The following is a 17726-nucleotide window of genomic DNA, read 5'->3' on the forward strand; positions in this document are numbered from 1 at the left end:
CGAGAGCGGGTGCCGCAGCGGGAGAAACTGAACGTCCAGTCCCCGGTCTACGCGTCGGCGCTGCTGCGGCTGCCCTGGTCCCGGCCGCTGGCGCAGTGGGGTGCGGACCTCTTGGCCGCCCTGCCCCGCGGCATCTCCCGGCACACCGTGCGCCTGGTGCGCTCCGAGGGACTGGTGCTCGCGGTCAAGGAGATCGGCGCGCACGCCGCCTGGCACGAGTACCGCACCCTGCGTCGCCTGCGGCGGTTGGACGTGCCGTGCGTGGAACCGGTCGCCGTGATCGCGCAGCGGCGCGACGCCGACGGCGAGGAGCTGACCCCGTGTCTGGTCACCGAGCATCTGCGCTACTCGCTGCCGTACCGCGACGTCTTCTCCCGAGAGCTCGACGCGGACACCGTCAGCAAGCTGGTGCGGGCCCTGGCGGTGCTGCTGGTGCGCCTGCACCTGCTCAACTTCTACTGGGGTGACGTCTCGCTGTCGAACACCCTGTTCCGGCGCGACGCGGACCAGTTCTCCGCGTACCTCGTCGACGCCGAGACCGGTGAGTTCCACGAGCCGCTCTCGCGCGGGCGCAGGCTCCAAGACGTCGAACTGGCCCGGGTCAACATCATCGGCGAGCTGATGGACCTGCAGGCCGGCGGACTGCTCGACCCGGGCGTCGACGTCATCGCCCTGGGCACCACCGTCGAGGGGATCTACGCGGACCTGTGGGAGCTCGTCGTCGGCGAGCTGGAGGTCGAGGGCGACGCCTTCGACGCGGTGGCCGAGCGGGTCGGGCGCATCAACGAACTGGGCTTCGACGTCGGGGAGGCCGAGATCGAGCAGGAGGGCGACGTCACCCACGTGCGTTTCGAGCCGGCGGTGTTCTCCACCGGTTTCCACCGCAGGAAGCTCAAGGCGCTGACGGGGCTGGACGTCCAGGACCGGCAGGCGCAGCGGCTGCTGGGGGAGATGGAGGCCTACCGGGCGGTGCGCTACGGCGGCCGGCTGCCCCTGGCCGACGTCGCGCACCGCTGGATGGTCAAGGAGTACGAGCCGGTGGTCAGCCTGGTCCCGGAGCCGCTGTGGGGCAAGCTCGAGCCGGCCCAGATCTTCCACGAGATCCTCGACCATCGCTGGTTCCTGACTGAGCAGAAGGGCGGGTTCGTGCCGCTGGCCCGGGCGGCGGAGTCCTACTTCCGGGCGGTGCTTCCCGGGCGCCCCGACGAGGAGGTCGTCTACCTGCCCCGCCGAAGGGACGCGGGCGGGCTGAAACCCGACGGGGGCGCACGCGATGAGACCTAGAATGAAAACCGAATGCATGCTGCGCAAGCAGCCGATCCGCGGAAAGGACGAGAACCTTTCATGAGAACGACACTGGCGCGCGGCATCCGGCGCGCGACGGCCGTCTGCGCCGTCGCGGCGCTGGCCGCCTCCGCCCTGGTGGGCTGCGGCTCAGACCGCGGCCCGAGCGTGTACTACATGAACTTCAAGCCCGAGCAGGCCCAGCAGTTCGAGGACATCGCCGAGGAATACACGGAACTGACCGGCGTGCCGGTCAAGGTGGTCACGGCCGCCTCCGGGTCCTACATGCAGACCCTCAAGGCCGAGATGGCCAAGTCCAACGCCCCGACGCTGTTCCAGATCAACGGCCAGGAGGGCTTCGGCATCTGGCAGGACTACCTGGCCGACATCTCCGATTATGGCGTGGTCACCGGGCTCAACGACGACGTCGAGCCGATCACCGACGCCGCAGGGGTCGCCCGCGCGTTCCCCTTCGCCGTCGAGGGCTTCGGTCTGCTCTACAACGAGGAGATCTTCGACCGCTACTTCGCTGCGCCGAACCCGGCGGTGGGCTCGGTCGAGGAGATCGACGGCTTCGACGACCTCAAGGCCGTCGCCGAGGACCTGCAGGCCCGCAAGGACGAGTTCGGCCTCGACGGCGCCTTCGCCTCGACCTCCCTGCTGCCGGGCGAGGAGTGGCGGTGGACCAACCACCTGATGAACGGCCCGCTGCACTACGAGATCGTCGACCGCGACATCTCCGATTTCTCGGACATGGCGCAGGCGGAGTTCACCTACGAGAGGCAGTTCCGCCAGCTGTTCGACCTGTACCTGGAAAACTCCACGGTGCCGCCGGCGCTGGCCACCGGCCGGGCCACCTCGGACGCGATGGCGGAGTTCGCCACCGGCAAGGCCGCGATGGTGCAGAACGGCAACTGGGCCTGGTCGCAGATCGCGGGCGTGGGCGGCAACGTGATCAAGGAGGACAAGATCAAGTTCATGCCCATGTACATGGGCATGCCCGACGAGGAGCGCAACGGCCTCAACGTCGGCACCGAGAACTATCTGGCGGTCAACTCCCGCGCCAGCGCCGAGGACCAGCAGGCCACCCGGGACTTCGTCGAATGGCTCTTCCTCTCCGAGCGTGGCAAGGAGCTGGTGGTCGACGAGCTCGGCTTCATCGCCCCCTTCGCCGACTACGCGCCCGACGAGGTGCCCGCCGATCCGCTGGCCCAGCAGGTCCAGGCTGCGATCCAGGACCCGAAATCGAACTCGCTGCCGTGGGACTTCCAGTTCAGCCCGAACCAGAACTTCCGCGACCGCTACGGACAGAACCTGGCGCAGTACGCGATGGGCAACCTGACCTGGCAGGACGTGGTGGACCGGTTCCGGGACGACTGGGAGTACGAGATGGCCAACCAGATCGCCCTGCAGAGCTAGGAGGCTGACGCTCGAATGCAAACCGCACTGAAAAAGTACTTCCCGGTCTTCGTCCTGCCGACGCTGCTGGCGTTCCTGGTCGCCTTCCTGGTGCCCTTCGTCATCGGTTTCGCGCTGTCCTTCACGGAGTTCACCACGATCACGGACGCCTCCTGGGTGGGCCTGGACAACTACGCCCGCGCCTTCGAGGCCCGCGAGGGGTTCGTCTCCGCGTTCGTGTTCACGGTGCTCGTCGCCGTCGTCTCGATCATCACGGTCAACGTCGTCGCCTTCGCGGTGGCCTGGACCCTGACCCGCAAGCTGCGCGGCACGAACTTCTTCCGCACGGTGTTCTTCCTGCCGAACCTCATCGGCGGCATCGTGCTCGGCTACACCTGGCAGTCCATGATCAACGCGGTGCTGGCCAACTACGACCAGACGATCGTCGCGGACTCCCGGTTCGGCTACGCCGGCCTGGTCATGCTGATCAACTGGCAGCTGATCGGCTACATGATGATCATCTACATCGCCGGGCTGCAGAACGTGCCGCCGGAGCTGATCGAGGCCGCCGAGATCGACGGCGTCTCCCGCTGGGAGATGCTGCGGCACGTGACCATCCCGATGATCATGCCCTCGATCACCATCTGCCTGTTTCTCACCTTGTCCAACACCTTCAAGATCTTCGACCAGAACCTCGCGCTGACCGACGGCGCGCCGGGCGGCGAGACCGAGATGGTCGCCCTCAACATCGTCAAGACGATGTTCAACCGGGTTGGCGCCGAGGGCGTCGGCCAGGCCAAGGCCGTCATCTTCGTCGTCGTGGTCGTCGTCATCGCGATGTTCCAGCTGCGCGCCACCCGGCGCAGGGAAGTGGAGGCATAAACCGTGACCACCCAAGTCAATCCTTCCTCCGGGCCGGTGCGGCCCGACGACGCTGCGACGGCCGTCGACACCGGGCCCGCCGGGGCCGGCGCCGGTACGGCGGGCTCGGCCGCCCGCGTCGGCGGCCCCGCCAAGGTCCTCATCTACGCGGTGCTGGTCTTTCTGACCCTGGTCTTTCTCACCCCGATCGCCTTCATCCTGCTCAACTCCTTCAAGGAGCGCTTCGCGATCTCGAACAACCCGTTCGCGCTGCCCGTCGGCGAGATGTGGGCCGGGCTGACCAACTACGTCACCGGCATCCAGGGCGAGGGCTTCGGCTGGGCGATCGTCTGGTCCTTCGTGATCACGATCTCCTCGGTCGCCGCCATCGTCTTCTTCAGCTCCATGACGGCCTACTACATCACCCGGGTCAAGACGTGGTGGACCTCGACGCTGTACTACCTGTTCGTCTTCTCCATGGTCATCCCGTTCCAGATGGTCATGTTCCCCACCGTCGTCATCGCCGACCGGCTGGGCCTGGCCAACCCGCTGGGCATGGTGGTGCTCTACGTCGGCTTCGGCTCCGGCCTGTCGGTGTTCATGTTCTCCGGGTTCATCAAGGCCATCCCGCTGGAGATCGAGGAGGCCGCGACGATGGACGGCTGCTCCCCGCTGGGCACGTTCTTCCGCGTGGTCATGCCGATGCTCAAGCCCACGGCAATCACGGTGGCCATCCTGAACGCGATGTGGGTGTGGAACGACTACCTGCTGCCGTACCTGGTGGTGGGCCTGTCCACGCCGTACCGCACCATCCCGGTGGTCATCCAGCAGTTCATCGGTTCCCAGGGCGACCGCGACCTCGGGGCGATGATGGCGATGCTGGTGCTCGCGATCATCCCGATCGTCATCTTCTACGCGGCCACCCAGAAGCACATCGTCGAGGGCGTCGCCGCCGGCGCCGTGAAGGGCTGAGCGGCGCGCCGTGCGACTGTTCAACCCGGACTCGCGGTTCATGGCCGTCTTCAGCCTGTTCGCCGACCTCGTCGTGGTCAACATGCTGATGGTGCTCAGCGCGTTGCCGGTGCTCACCGCCGGTGCGGCGCTGCGCGCCGGCAACGTCGTGATCGGCCAGATGGTCCGCGGTGTCGGCTCCGGTTACGGCGTGCGCTTCGTGCGCGAGCTGCCGCGGCGCTTCGCCGCCGTGACGGGGTACTGGCTGCTCGCGCTCCTGTTGGCCGCGGTGCTGGTCTACCAGCAGTGGGTGCTCTTCCGCGCCGGCGTCGAGGGGCCCGCGTTGACGGCCCTCCAGGTCCTCGCCCTGTCCGGCGCGCTTCTGATCGCCGGCGTCGCCGTGTGGTTTTTCGCCCTCGGCGCCGCCTCGCGGCGCGCGCTCGCCGACGCCGTCGTGCTCGCCGTGGCGCACCTGCCGTGCACGGTGGCGGCGCTGGCGCTGTGCCTGGGGGCCGTCGCCTGCGTGGTGTACCTGCCGGTGGCCTGGTCGGTGCCGCTGGTGTTCTTCCTCCTGCCGGCCTTCACCGTCTATCTGGTGCGCCTGGTGCTCGCCGGAGCGCTCGGGGAGCGCCTCGCCGCCGATTGACCGCTTCGTCGGGGGTGCCGCGGGCTGGGCGGTGGCGCAGGTCAGCGGGGCCTCGGGGGTGGCGTTCGTATTGGCTGTGAAGCTGTCTGTCCATTCACTATTCATAACGGCTGTGAACCGGGTAACTTCTAGCGGGCAAGCGTGGCGTGCGGCCCGGCGATCCGGGTCCTGGTGCCCCACCTGACGTCCACGCGCTGAGCTGACCACGCCGTGGGACCGGGTCCCCTCCGACGCGAGCCCGCGGCGCGACACAGAGAGGACACCCGCCATGAGCACCGCAGAGCCCACGGCCGTCGCGGAGCGCCCGGTACGCCGGGAACCGACGGCCGAAGACTTCCGAGAGGTACGCGCCGGAGCCCAGTTCCAGGAGCTGCGCAGCCGGTACCGCTCCTTCAACTTCCCGATGTCCGTCGCCTTCTTCCTCTGGTACGTCGCCTACGTCGTCGCGGCGACGTTCTTCCCCGAGCTGATGGCCCTCAACGTCTTCGGCAGCGTCAACCTGGGCATCGTGCTCGGCGTGCTCCAGTTCGTCACGACGTTCATCATCACCTGGGTGTACGTGCGCTACGCCAACAAGAACATCGAGCCGCGCGCGGCCGCGATCCGCACCAAGATGGAAGGGTAGGCCCCACCTCATGGACCCGTTGAACACCACCCGTGTCCTGGCCCAGGAGTCGGGAGCTGACGTGGGCAACCCGATCCTGAACATCTCGGTCTTCGTCGCCTTCATCGTCGTGACCATGGCGATCGTCATGCGCGCCGGCAAGACCACCAAGGAGGCCTCGGACTTCTACACCGGCGGCGCCTCCTTCTCCGGCGCCCAGAACGGCCTGGCCATCTCGGGCGACTACCTGTCGGCCGCGTCGTTCCTCGGCATCGTCGGCGCCATCGCGCTGAGCGGCTACGACGGCTTCCTCTACTCGATCGGCTTCTTCGTCGCCTGGCTGGTGGCGCTGCTGCTGGTCGCCGAACCGATGCGTAACGTCGGCCGTTTCACCATGGCGGACGTGCTCTCCTTCCGCCTGCGCCAGAAGCCGGTGCGTACCGCGGCCGCCTTCGGCACGCTGTTCGTCTCGCTGTTCTACCTCATCGCCCAGATGGCCGGCGCCGGCTCGCTGGTCTCGGTGCTGCTGAACATCCACGACACCACCGTCCAGGCCGGCGTCGTCGGCGTGGTCGGCCTGGTCATGATCGCCTACGTTCTCATCGGCGGCATGAAGGGCACCACATACGTGCAGATGATCAAGGCCGTGCTGCTCATCGGCGCGGTGGTCATCATGACCGTGCTGGTCTTCGTCGCCGTGCGCGGCGGGGCCTCCGAGCTCTTCGACCGCGCCGTCGAGATGCACCGCGGCTCCGAGGCGCGCGCCGAGGCCGGCTACGCCGCCGAGGACGTGATGAAGCCGGGCCTGAAGTACGGCGCCGACGTCGTCAGCCAACTCGACTTCCTCTCCCTGGGCCTCTCGCTGGTCCTGGGTGTCGGCGGCCTGCCGCACGTGCTGATGCGCTTCTACACCGTGCCCACCGCCACCGAGGCGCGCAAGTCCGTGACCTGGGCGATCGTGCTGATCGGCTCCTTCTACCTGATCACCTTGATCCTGGGCTACGGCGCTGCCGCGCTCGTCGGCCCGGACAAGGTGCTCGCCGCGCCGGGCGGGGCGAACTCCGCCGCGCCGCTGCTGGCCCTGGAGCTGGCCGGCCCGCTGTTCATGGCCGTCGTCTCCGCGGTCGCCTTTGCCACGGTGCTCGCGGTGGTCGCGGGCCTGGCGATCACGGCCTCGGCCTCGATCGCGCACGACATCTACCATGCGGTCATCCGCGACGGTCAGGCCACCGAGGAGGAGCAGGTCCGCGTCTCGCGCATCACGGTGGTGGTGCTCGGCATCGTCGCGATCGTCCTGGGCATCCTGGCGATGCAGCAGAACGTCGCGTTCCTGGTCTCGCTGGCCTTCGCCATCGCGGCGAGCGCGAACCTGCCGACGATCCTGTTCTCGCTGTACTGGCGCCGCTTCAACACCACCGGCGCGGTCGCCTCGATGTACACCGGCCTGGGCAGCGCCCTGCTGCTGATCTTCTTCTCGCCGGCGGTCTCGGGCACCGAGACCTCGATGTTCTCGGGCGTCGACTTCTCCTGGTTCCCGCTGACCAGCCCCGGCCTGGTCTCGATCCCGCTGGGCTTCCTGGCCGCGATCATCGGCACCTACCTGGGCAAGCCGGACAACCTCGACGACCTCGCCGACGAAATGGAGGTCCGCTCCCTGACCGGCGTCGGCGTGGAGGCCCCGGTCAGCCACTGACCCGCGCTGTGCACCGAGATTTCCGAGGCCCGCCCCATCACCCGGGGCGGGCGTCGCCCGTCGGGTGACCCCTCGCCGTCCTGCGGCGCCGCGTGCGCGGCGCCGGTACTAGGATCTTGCGCATGTCTGAATCCTCCGGCCGTGACGGGCTGGCCACGGTCAACCGGGTCCTCGTCGGAATCTGCGCGGTGCTCGGCGTGGCGGTGCTCGTGCTCGTCATCGCCTTCGTCAGCCTCTCCCGCTCCGGTGGCGGGGAGCACGCCACGGGCGAGGGCGTGGTCGGCGACGGGGGAGTGGTTCAGGACGGGTTGCACGGCGGGCCGGTGGAGAACGCCACGGCCGCGCAGGTCAGCGTGATCCGGTTGAGCGACGGCAAACGCCGCGGCACGGCCTCGGAGCGCTACGCGCGCCCGGCGCTGAGCCTGGCGAAGCTCTACATCGCGGACTACGTGCTCGACCACGGCACCGTCTCGCAGCGGTGGGAGGCGATCAACATGATCTCGGACTCCTCGGACGCCGCGGCCGAGGACCTCTACACCGCCTACCCGGACTCGATCGACGCGACGGCGGAGAAGTACGGCCTCGAGTCGACCCGCTCGGGGGAGGACTGGGGCTACGCGCTGACCTCGACCTATGACGTGGCGACCTTCGTCGCGCGGGTGCTCGACGACGCCCCGACCTCGCCGATCCTCGTCGCGATGGCCCGGGCGGCCGACGTGGCCGCCGACGGCTACGAGCAGGACTGGGGCACGGCGCTGCTGCCGGGCACGATCGGCACGAAGTGGGGCTGGTCGAATGACAGGGACCTGCACTCCTCGGTCTCCTTCAGCGGGGACTTCGTCGTCGCCGCCGCGGTGACCGGCTCGAGCGAGGACCTCACCGAGCTCGTCGAGGACCGGATCAAGGGCATGGGTGCCTGGATCGGCGACGACGCGGTCGACCGCATCGACGCGGACACGTCGGAGGACGGCTCGGAGGACAAATCCGAAGATAAGTCCGGGGAGGAGTCGACGGAGAAGTCCGGTGACAGGTCCTCCGGGGAGTCCGGGAAGAAGTCCGGCGACAAGTCGGACGACAAGATGACCGACGAAAAGAAGTCCGACTCGAAGAAGTCCGGGGACGACAAGAAGCCGGAGGAGAAGTCGAATGACAGGTCCTCCGGCCGGTCCGGGGAGAAGAAGTCCCCGGAGAAGTCCTCCGCCGAGCCCTCGGCGAAGAAGGACGGGAAGTAGCCGCCGGCGGGAAGCGGCCGCCGGCGTCAGCCGTTAGCTGGACAGCCGGGCGGCCTGCTCGGCGATCGAGCGCAGCTGCCCGCCGTTGACGGAGATGCCACCGGGCAGGTTGATGGTCACCTTGTCCAGGCTCGGCAGGGTGAAGTTCCCGGAGCTGCCCAGCGGCAGCCCGCCGCCCTGACCACCGTTGCCGCGGGTGCCGTTCTGGCCACCGCCGTTACCACCGTTTCCGCCGTTACCGGCGCCGCCGCCGTTACCGGTGCCGCCGTTCCCGTTACCGCCGCTCGGCTCGGTGTTCGTGCCGCTCGGCTGCAGTGCCGGCAGGGAGGTGGTGCCCGGGGTCCACTGGCCCCAGTCGCGGGTGTAGACGTCGTTGATGTCGACCTCGACGCCGCCGACGCGGGCGGTGACGCCGGGACGCTGGTAGACGTTGGCGCGCGGGTGGATCTTGCCGTTGGAGCCCCAGCCGTGCTGCCAGAAGTACTCGCCCATGCCGTCGGCGATCAACCAGTCCATGGTCGGGTAGTTGGCGTAGACGCCGGTCTTGAGCCCAGCGGCGGCCAGCGCGGCCGAGAAGCCCTTGAGGTACGGCTTTATCAGCGTCTCGTACTCGTTGCGGGTGGGGTTGTCGTCGATGGCGACGTAGATCGGCTTGCCGGTAGGCCCACCCGCGGCGGCGTGCAGGGAGATGGCCTTCGGTGCGTGCTTGGCGGCACCGGCGGCACCCTCGCGCCAGTCGGCGGTGCGGTCCTTGCCGTACTGGTAGACGGAGGCGGTCGCCAGGCCCGCGGCGGCCATGGCCTTCGTCTCCTCGATCTTGACCGGCTTGCCCTTCATCCAGGACGCGCGCGGCTCGGAGACGTAGCGCACGGCGCCGAGGTGGCCGGCGCTCTTGATCGCCTGGGCGCTCGGCACGCCGCCGGAGTAGTCGAGGACGGTGCCGAGCGAGCGGCCCTGCGCGTTGGCCTGCGGCAGCACGGTCGCGCCGGCGCCGAGGGCGAGGGCCGCGCCGGCGACGCGGAAGAGGGACCGGCGGCTGAGCGGGGAGTTCAGGTTCATGTGCGCTCCTAGGGAAGGTGGGTGCGTCTGGTCTCCGCTTGCCGACGCCGTCGTGGCGGTCGTGGCGCGGAACTGCGGCGCGGGTGCCACCGCGGCGTAGCAATACTAACTTCAGTCACATTGGCAACATCGGTAACTATAACAGCTCCGTCCACCGGCGCAGGTCCGCCGAGCCTCAGAGACACGGAAAACCCGGGCCACCGGAGAGTCGGTGGCCCGGGTTTTCACCGGGTGCCCCAGAAAGGATTCGAACCTTCGACACCCGCTTTAGGAGAGCGGTGCTCTATCCCCTGAGCTACTGGGGCGGGTGCCCTCCGCGGGCACCCGACCAGGGTACCGCACCGGCGCGGGCGCCCGTAAACCCTCCCGGCCTCCGGGGCCGGGACCCCGCCCCGCAGCCGCCGGCCCTCAGGCCAGGCGCTTGCGCTCGTAGCTGAGGAACCGGTAGCGCAGCGGCATCTCGCTGACCCCCACGGTCAGCCGCCCGCGCTCGGAGGCCAGCCAGCCGCTGTCGGAGACCTGCGAGAAGTCGTCGGGCACGTCCGGCGCGGAGACCGCACGTTCGCGCAGCACGGGGAGCAGCACGGCGTCGACAAGCGTCACCTCGATGCGGTCGACCACCTCGACCGCACGCGCGTAGAGGCGCGCGCCGCCGATGATCCAGCCGTCGTGACCCTCGCGCTGCTCGTGGTCGACCAGGCCCTGGCGGCCGACGCGGCCCGGCAGGCCGGTGAAGCCGGTGAGATCCGGCAGGGAGCTGACCACCTCCGCGCCGGCGGACCACTCACCGGGCTCGCGCGAGGAGACGACGATGTTCTCCCGGCCCGGCAGCGGGCGGTTCTTCGCCGGCAGCGACTCCCAGGTGCGCCGCCCCATGATCACGGGGTAGCGCAGGGTGGTCTCCTTGAAGTGGGCCAGGTCCTCGGGCAGGTGCCAGGGCATCGTCTCGCCGTCGCCGATGACCCCGTCGACCGACTGCGCCCAGATCGCGCCGAGCATCAGACCGCCACCGGGGCCTTGATCGTCGGGTGCGGGTCGTAGCCGACCAGCTCGACGTCGTCGAAGCCGTAGTCGAAGAGCGAGGCGGCCTTGTGCAGCTTCAGCTGCGGGTACGGCCGCGGGGTGCGCGAGAGCTGCTCGGCGACCTGCTCGCGGTGGTTGTCGTAGACGTGGCAGTCGCCGCCGGTCCAGATGAACTCGCCGACCTTCAGCCCGACCTGCTGGGCGACCATGTGGGCAAGCAGCGAGTAGGAGGCGATGTTGAACGGCACGCCGAGGAACATGTCCGCGCTGCGCTGGTAGAGCTGCAGGCTGAGTTTGCCGTCGGCGACGTAGAACTGGAAGAGCAGGTGGCACGGCGGCAGCGCCATGTTCTCCAGCTCGCCGACGTTCCAGGCGCTGACGATGTTGCGCCGGGAGTCGGGGTCCTCGCGCAGCAGGTCGAGGGCGCGCTGCATCTGGTCGATGTGACGCCCGTCCGGGGTGGGCCAGCTGCGCCACTGCACCCCGTAGATGGGCCCGAGCTCGCCGTCCTCGCCGGCCCACTCGTTCCAGATCCTGATCCGGTTGTCCTGCAGCCAGTGCACGTTGGAGTCGCCGCGCAGGAACCACAGCAGCTCGCCGACCACCCCGCGGAAGTAGACCTTCTTGGTGGTCAACAGGGGGAAGGACTCGGCGAGGTCGAAGCGCATCTGTGCGCCGAACAGGCTGGTCGTGCCCGTTCCGGTGCGGTCGTCCTTGTGCGCGCCGGTCTCGATGATCCGGCGCAGCAGGTCCTCGTAGGGGGTCTCAACCGGTGCTGCACTCATGGGCGTCACCCTACCGCGGGGCCGGGCCACCGGGCGTCACAGGTGGCCGGACGTCACAGGTAGCTGCCGTTCTCCTCGAGGAAGGTCGCGGCGTGTTCCATGATCTCGTCGGCCAGCTCGGGGCGGCAGATCAGGATGTCCGGCAGGTAGGTGTCCTTGTGGTTGTAGGTCGGCTCGCTGCCGTCGAGACGCGAGCAGTGTAGCCCGGCCGCGCGGCAGACACCGATCGGGGCGGCGGAGTCCCACTCGTACTGGCCGCCGGCGTGTATGTAGGCGTCCGAGTCGCCGAGCAGCACGTTCATGGCCTTCGCGCCGGCCGAGCCCAGCGGCACGGTGGTGCGGCCCATCTTCTCGGCGATGTACTCGGTCACGGCCGGCGGGCGGTTGTGCGAGATGGCGATCTTCATCGAGTAGGGGCCGGTGACCGCGCGGACGTCGCCGGTGTGGAAGACCACGCCGAGGTCGGGCAGGCCGACGGCGGCGTGGGTCGGGCGGCCGTTCTCGACCAGCGCGATGTGCACGGCCCAGTCCTGGCGGCCCGTGGCGAACTCCTTGGTGCCGTCGAGCGGGTCGATGATCCAGACCCGGTCCTTGCCCAGGCGCTCCGGGTTGTCCGCGGCCTCCTCGGAGAGGAAGCCGTCGTCGGGGCGGTGCTGCTCGAGCACGCGGGCGATCCAGCTCTGCGCGAGCTCGTCGCCGGCGTCGCCGAGGTTTCGTCCGCGCAGCAGGCCGACGTTGCGCACGCCCTTGAGAATTTCACCGGTGCCCTGTGCCAGCCTCTTGGTGAGGCGGGCGTCGGAAAGCTCAGCTGTCATGGTGACCACTCTATCCGTTTGGTTAGATCGAGGCATGGCCTCCCGCATCGTCGACGACTTCCGCCCGCAAGTGGCGCAGTGGTTCCGGGAGGTCTACGAGAAGCCGACGAAAGTGCAGGAAGAGGCCTGGGCGACCATCTCGAAGGGCGAAAACGCCCTGGTCGTCGCGCCCACGGGCTCCGGCAAGACGCTCGCGGCCTTCCTCTGGGCGCTCGACTCGCTGGTCGAACCGGCAGGTCAGGGGGTGCTCACGGCCCCGGGCGAGGGCGCGCGCGAGATGAGCGCGGCGGAGAAGGGCCACGGGGTCAAGGTGCTCTACATCTCACCGCTGAAGGCCCTGGGCGTGGACGTGGAGCGCAACCTGCGCGCCCCGCTGACCGGCATTGCCCGCGTCGCCGAGCACACCGGGCAGGCGGTGCCGAACATCACCGTCGGCGTGCGCTCGGGAGATACGCCACAGGTGGAGCGTGCCCGTCAGCTGCGCCGCCCGCCGGACATCCTGATCACCACGCCCGAGTCGGCCTACCTGATGCTCACCTCGAAGGCCGCCGGGATCCTCAGGGACGTCGACACCGTCATCGTCGACGAGATCCACGCCCTGGCCGGCACCAAGCGCGGCGCGCACCTCGCGCTCTCGCTGGAGCGGCTCTCCCGGCTGACCGGCCGCGACCCGCAGCGCATCGGGCTGTCGGCGACCGTGCGACCGCTGGACGCCGTCGCCGACTTCCTCGGCGGCGACCGCCCGGTGGAGATCATCGCCCCGGTCGCCCCGAAGCGCTGGGACCTCAAGGTCCACGTGCCGGTGGAGGACATGGCGGACCTGCCGGTGCCCGAGGAGGGCTCGACCATCGGCGCGGCCGTCGTCGACGACACCGTGGGTGTGACCGGCGGGGTGCCCGAGGAGTCCGCCCTGCCGGCGCAGAAGTCCATCTGGCCGTTCATCGAGCGCGAGCTCTACGCCGAGATCACCGCCGCGCGCTCCACGCTCGTCTTCGTCAACTCCCGGCGCACCGCCGAGCGGCTGACCAGCAGGCTCAACGAGCTGTGGGCCGCCGAGCACGCCCCGGAGTCCCTGGCCGCGCCCACCCGGCGCGACCCCGCGCAGCTGATGAAGTCGGTCGACACCGCCGGCTCCGCCGCGCCCGTCATCGCCCGTGCCCACCACGGCTCGGTGTCCAAGGATGAGCGCGCCGTCACCGAGCGGATGCTCAAGGAGGGCACGCTCAAGGCCGTGGTGGCCACCTCCTCGCTGGAGCTGGGCATCGACATGGGCGCCATCGAGCTCGTCGTCCAGGTCGAGTCGCCGCCCTCGGTCGCCTCCGGCCTGCAGCGCGTGGGCCGCGCCGGGCACACCGTCGGCGCGGTCTCCCACGGCTCCTTCTACCCGAAGCACCGCGCGGACCTGGTGCAGACGGCCGTGACGGTCGAGCGGATGCGCACCGGCTCGATCGAGGAGATCCACCCGCCGAAGAACCCGCTGGACGTGCTCACCCAGCAGACCGTGGCCGCCGTGGCGGCCGCCGACCTCGACGTCGAGGACTGGTTCGCCACCGTGCGCCGCGCCCACCCCTACCGCGAGCTGCCGCGGGAGGTCTTCGACGCCGTGCTCGACCTGGTCAGCGGCGTCTACCCCTCGGCCGACTTCGCCGAGCTGAAGCCGCGGGTGGTCTACGACCGCACCACCGGCGTGCTCTCCGCCCGCCCCGGGGCGCGCCGGGTGGCCGTCACCAGCGGCGGGACCATCCCGGACCGCGGCATGTTCGGCGTCTTCCTGGAGGGCGGCGGCGAGAACGGGGCCCCGCGGCGCGTCGGCGAGCTCGACGAGGAGATGGTCTACGAGTCGCGCGTGGGCGACGTGTTCACCCTGGGTGCGACGAGCTGGCGCATCGAGGACATCACCCGTGACCAGGTCCTGGTCACTCCGGCGCCCGGCCACACCGGCCGGCTGCCCTTCTGGAACGGCGGCGCGGTGGGCCGTCCCGCCGAGCTGGGCCGCGCGCTCGGCGCCTTCCGCCGCGAGATCCTCGCCGAGGCCGACTCCGCGGACCCCGGTGCGGGCGCGGGCGCCGGCGTCGGCGCGAGCGGCGCCGAGGAGCGTCTGCGCACCGCCGGGCTTGACGACGACGCGCGGGCCAACCTGGTCGCGTACCTGCGCGACCAGCGCGACGCGACCGGCGTGGTGCCCGACGAGCGCACTCTGGTCCTCGAGCGCTTCCGCGACGAGCTCGGCGACTGGCGCGTGGTGCTGCACTCGCCCTTCGGCAGGGGAGTCAACGCCGCCTGGGCCCTGGCCGTCGGCGCGGCCGTCGAAGAGAACCTCGGCATGGACGCCCAGGCCGTCGCCGGCGACGACGGCATCGTGCTGCGCCTGCCGGACGCCGACGCCGAGCCCTCCGGTGCCCTGTTCGCCCTCGACCCCGACGAGGTCGGCGAGACCGTGGCTGCCCGCGTCGGCGACTCCGCGCTCTTCGCCTCCCGCTTCCGCGAGTGCGCCGCCCGAGCCCTGCTGCTGCCGCGGCGCAACCCCGGTCGGCGCGCCCCGCTGTGGCAGCAGCGCCAGCGCGCCGAGCAGCTTCTCGACGTCGCGCGGCGCTACCCGTCCTTCCCGATCATCCTGGAGACCGTCCGCGAGTGCCTCCAGGACGTCTACGACCTGCCCGCCTTAGAGGAGGTGCTGCGGGCGGTCGCGCTGCGCCGCGTGCGCATCGCCGAGGTCACCACCGAGCAGCCCAGCCCCTTCGCCTCCTCGCTGCTGTTCAACTACACCGGCGCCTTCATGTACGAGGGCGACACCCCGGCCGCCGAGAAGCGCGCCGCCGCCCTCGCCCTGGACCCGGCGCTGCTGGCCAAGCTGCTGGGCACCGTCGAGCTGCGCGAGCTGCTCGACCCCGAGATCATCGCCGAGACCCACGCCCAGCTGCAGCGTACCGCCGACGGTCGCCACGCGCGCGGGCCCGAGGAGCTCGCCGACGTGCTGCGCCTGCTCGGCCCCGTCCCCGTCGAGGAGCTGGGGGACCACTGCGACTTCGCCGACCCGGCCGGCGTCGCGCGCGCCGAGCTTTCCGGGCGCGTGATGTCCGTGCGGTTCGCCGGGCGCGAGCACCTCGCCCAGATTCCCGACGCCGCGTTGCTGCGCGACGGCCTGGGCGTGCCCGTCCCGCCGGGCGTGCCGGCCCAGGTGGACACCGTCGTCGACGCCCTCGATCAGCTGGTGGCCCGCTGGGCGCGCACCCGCGGGCCCTTCACCCTGCGCGACCTGGCCGGCGCCTTCGGGCTGTCGGTCTCGGCGGCGCACTCCGTGCTCGATACCGCCGCGCGGGCCGGCAAGGTCGTCGAGGGCCGCTTCCGTCAGGGCGTGGAGACCGCCGAGTACTGCGACGCCGAGGTCCTCGGCGTGATCCGGCGGCGCTGCCTGGCCGCCGCGCGCCGGGAGTCCCGCCCGGTCAGCCAGTCCGCCTTCGGCCGCTTCCTGCCCGAGTGGCAGCAGGTCGCCGCCGTCGGCGAGCGGCCGGGCCTGCACGGCGTCGACGGGGTCTTCGCCGTCGTTGAGCAGCTCGCCGGGGTGCGGCTGCCGGCCTCGGCGTGGGAGTCGCTGGTGCTGCCGGCGCGCGTCGACGGCTACGAGCCGCGCTGGCTCGACGAGCTGACCACCTCCGGCGAGGTGCTCATCCGGGGCGCCGGCACCGCCGGGGCCCGCGACCCGTGGATTACGCTGCTGCCCGCCGACTACGCCGCGCAACTGGCCGATGGCACCGACTTCGTCGGTGCCACGAGGCAGAAGGAGGGTGACGACGGCGAAGCCGTCGCCACGTTCAGCGGGCTGCAGGAGTCCGTGCTCGGCGTGCTCGGCAGGGGAGGGGCGTTCCTGTTCACCGACCTGCTCGCCGAGGTCACCGGCGAGGACCTCGGCCTGGTCACCGGCCAGGTCACCCCGGAGGAGCTGCGCGAGGCGATCTGGGGCCTGGTCGAGGCTGGCCGGGTCGCCCCCGAGAGCTTCGCCCCGCTGCGCGCCCGGTTGGCCGCCTCCGGGCCGGCCTCCGGTTCGGCGCACCGCGCCAAGCGCACCCCGGGGCGCACCCGCCTGCGCATGGGGCGCACCAGCTTCGCGCAGTCCCAGCGCGCCGGGGCCTTCGGCAACTCCGGCGGCAGCCGCGTCCCGCCGGACATGCGCGGGCGCTGGGCGCTCGCGGTCGCCCCGACCGAGGACGCGACCACCCGCTCGGTGGCCCTCGGCGAGGCCTGGCTGGACCGCTACGGCGTGCTCACCCGCGGCAGCGTCGTCGACGAGGGGGTGGCCGGCGGCTTCGCGCTGGCCTACAAGGTGCTCTCCAGATTCGAGGAGAACGGCCGGGCCCTGCGCGGCTACCTCGTCGAGGGCCTGGGCGCCGCGCAGTTCTCCGCCCCGGCGATCATCGACCGCCTGCGCGGCTACGCCGACACCCCGGACCTGGAGGGCTGGCCCTCGGGGACCCGCGAGCCGAAGGTCCACGTGCTGGCCGCCTGCGACCCGGCCAACCCCTACGGCGCGGCCCTTCCCTGGCCGCGCAAGGGACCGACCCGCTCGGCCGGCGCGCTCGTCGTCCTCGTCGACGGCCTGCTGCTGGCGCACGTCACCCGCGGCGGGCGCCGGCTGAGCCTGTTCACCGGCAGCCTCCCGGTCGGCCTCGGCGTCGGCGAGGAGGAGCTCGCCGGACTCGTCGTGCGCGCCCTGGCCGAGCTCGTCGCTTCCGGGCGGGCCCGCGGCTTCGTCATCGAGCACGTCGACGGCGAGCCGGCGCTGACCCACCCGCTCGCCGGCGCCATGCGCGCCGCAGGCGCGCGCGTCACCCCGCGGGGGCTGCGCGTGACCGCGCACGCGGGAGGGACGGGACGTCGTCAATCGAGGGGGAGTGAGCCCCGCACGGAACGCCCCGCGCACGGCGGGCGCAGCCTCGGCGAGGCGCTCGAGGAGCTCAGCTTCGACGACGACGAACTGCCCTGGGGCGGCGAGCCCGACCCCACCGTCTGGGAGGGCGGACAGGAAGAACCCCCGCGTGGGGGTGGCTTCGGCCGCCAGCACCGTGACAGCAGGGGCGGATGGGGCCCACGTGGCGGACGACGTGGCCGCTGACACAGTTGCCCACTGTGGTGGTCGCAGGTGGACGGGAAACTGATTCGGCGGCACTTATAGTCCGTGGTGCAGCGGGGCGAGGATGCGCCACCAGGGGATCCAGCTCCGTCGCCGACGGGAGTCGAACCACCGCGAGTCGACTCGGACCGCGCACCGCGGGACGGGTCGCCAGGGGGAGCGTCCGCGGCCGCCTCCGGGGGAGAACGGGGAGGCGGCGGGGGCGCGGGCGCGGCGGTCTCACGACCTCACGGCGACGGCGTGGACC

Annotated in this window: 13 protein-coding genes and 1 tRNA gene; 9 read left to right on the forward strand and 5 right to left on the reverse strand. The window is 70.8% G+C overall.

The genetic code is table 11. The annotated features are described in order from the left end of the window. The first annotated feature begins 9 nt into the window (after nucleotides 1-9). The 8 genes from QQA02_RS07170 to QQA02_RS07205 all read left to right on the forward strand — a co-directional run bounded on the left by QQA02_RS07170 (nucleotide 10) and on the right by QQA02_RS07205 (nucleotide 8669). Nucleotides 10-1284 carry a DUF4032 domain-containing protein gene (locus QQA02_RS07170; protein ID WP_284774966.1) on the forward strand — a complete coding sequence of 425 codons (1275 nt, stop codon included), beginning with the start codon at nucleotides 10-12 and terminating at the stop codon, nucleotides 1282-1284. Between the two features lie 60 nt (nucleotides 1285-1344). Continuing rightward, nucleotides 1345-2703, forward strand: coding sequence for an ABC transporter substrate-binding protein (locus QQA02_RS07175; protein ID WP_284863853.1), 1359 nt, complete (start codon nucleotides 1345-1347; stop codon nucleotides 2701-2703). A gap of 15 nt (nucleotides 2704-2718) precedes the next feature. Then, entirely contained in the window at nucleotides 2719-3564 is an 846-nt protein-coding gene (locus QQA02_RS07180; RefSeq protein ID WP_284774961.1) for a carbohydrate ABC transporter permease, read from the forward strand. 3 nt (nucleotides 3565-3567) lie between these two features. Then, nucleotides 3568-4515 (forward strand): carbohydrate ABC transporter permease, encoded by a 948-nt coding sequence (locus tag QQA02_RS07185; protein WP_502870983.1) that lies wholly within the window; start codon nucleotides 3568-3570, stop codon nucleotides 4513-4515. Nucleotides 4516-4525: 10 nt separating this feature from the next. After that, nucleotides 4526-5140: a MusI family membrane protein gene (locus QQA02_RS07190; protein ID WP_284774959.1), complete on the forward strand. Its 615-nt coding sequence runs from the start codon at nucleotides 4526-4528 to the stop codon at nucleotides 5138-5140. Nucleotides 5141-5408: 268 nt separating this feature from the next. Then, nucleotides 5409-5765, forward strand: a complete 357-nt coding sequence (locus QQA02_RS07195; RefSeq protein WP_284774956.1) for a DUF485 domain-containing protein — start codon at nucleotides 5409-5411, stop codon at nucleotides 5763-5765. A 10-nt stretch (nucleotides 5766-5775) separates the two neighbouring features. Next, a complete protein-coding gene (locus QQA02_RS07200) occupies nucleotides 5776-7437 on the forward strand; it encodes a monocarboxylic acid transporter (RefSeq protein ID WP_284863856.1) in 1662 nt (553 codons plus the stop codon). 122 nt (nucleotides 7438-7559) lie between these two features. Continuing rightward, nucleotides 7560-8669 (forward strand): hypothetical protein, encoded by a 1110-nt coding sequence (locus tag QQA02_RS07205; protein WP_284774953.1) that lies wholly within the window; start codon nucleotides 7560-7562, stop codon nucleotides 8667-8669. Nucleotides 8670-8702: 33 nt separating this feature from the next. Here QQA02_RS07205 and QQA02_RS07210 read toward each other — a convergent pair whose 3' ends face one another. From QQA02_RS07210 to QQA02_RS07230, 5 genes are all read right to left on the reverse strand, one after another. Then, entirely contained in the window at nucleotides 8703-9728 is a 1026-nt protein-coding gene (locus tag QQA02_RS07210; RefSeq protein ID WP_284863858.1) for a DUF1906 domain-containing protein, read from the reverse strand. 232 nt (nucleotides 9729-9960) lie between these two features. After that, a tRNA-Arg gene (locus QQA02_RS07215) sits at nucleotides 9961-10033 on the reverse strand. Nucleotides 10034-10136: 103 nt separating this feature from the next. Further along, complete coding sequence (locus QQA02_RS07220) at nucleotides 10137-10727, reverse strand: dihydrofolate reductase (protein WP_284863860.1); 591 nt, start codon at nucleotides 10725-10727, stop codon at nucleotides 10137-10139. After that, a complete protein-coding gene (locus QQA02_RS07225) occupies nucleotides 10727-11536 on the reverse strand; it encodes a thymidylate synthase (protein ID WP_284863861.1) in 810 nt (269 codons plus the stop codon). The genes QQA02_RS07220 and QQA02_RS07225 overlap by 1 nt, the downstream gene beginning before the upstream one ends. A 53-nt stretch (nucleotides 11537-11589) precedes the next feature. Beyond that, complete coding sequence (locus QQA02_RS07230; protein ID WP_284774946.1) at nucleotides 11590-12351, reverse strand: 3'(2'),5'-bisphosphate nucleotidase CysQ; 762 nt, start codon at nucleotides 12349-12351, stop codon at nucleotides 11590-11592. Between the two features lie 34 nt (nucleotides 12352-12385). On the opposite strand from QQA02_RS07230, the gene QQA02_RS07235 reads away from it, so the two are divergent. Then, the gene (locus QQA02_RS07235) at nucleotides 12386-17461 is read left to right on the forward strand and encodes an ATP-dependent helicase (RefSeq protein WP_284863863.1); all 5076 of its coding nucleotides are present in this window, start codon (nucleotides 12386-12388) and stop codon (nucleotides 17459-17461) included. Nucleotides 17462-17726 lie beyond the last annotated feature (265 nt).

It is taken from the genome of Corynebacterium sp. MSK006 (assembly GCF_030232385.1).
In the GTDB taxonomy this organism is placed as follows: domain Bacteria; phylum Actinomycetota; class Actinomycetes; order Mycobacteriales; family Mycobacteriaceae; genus Corynebacterium; species Corynebacterium frankenforstense_A.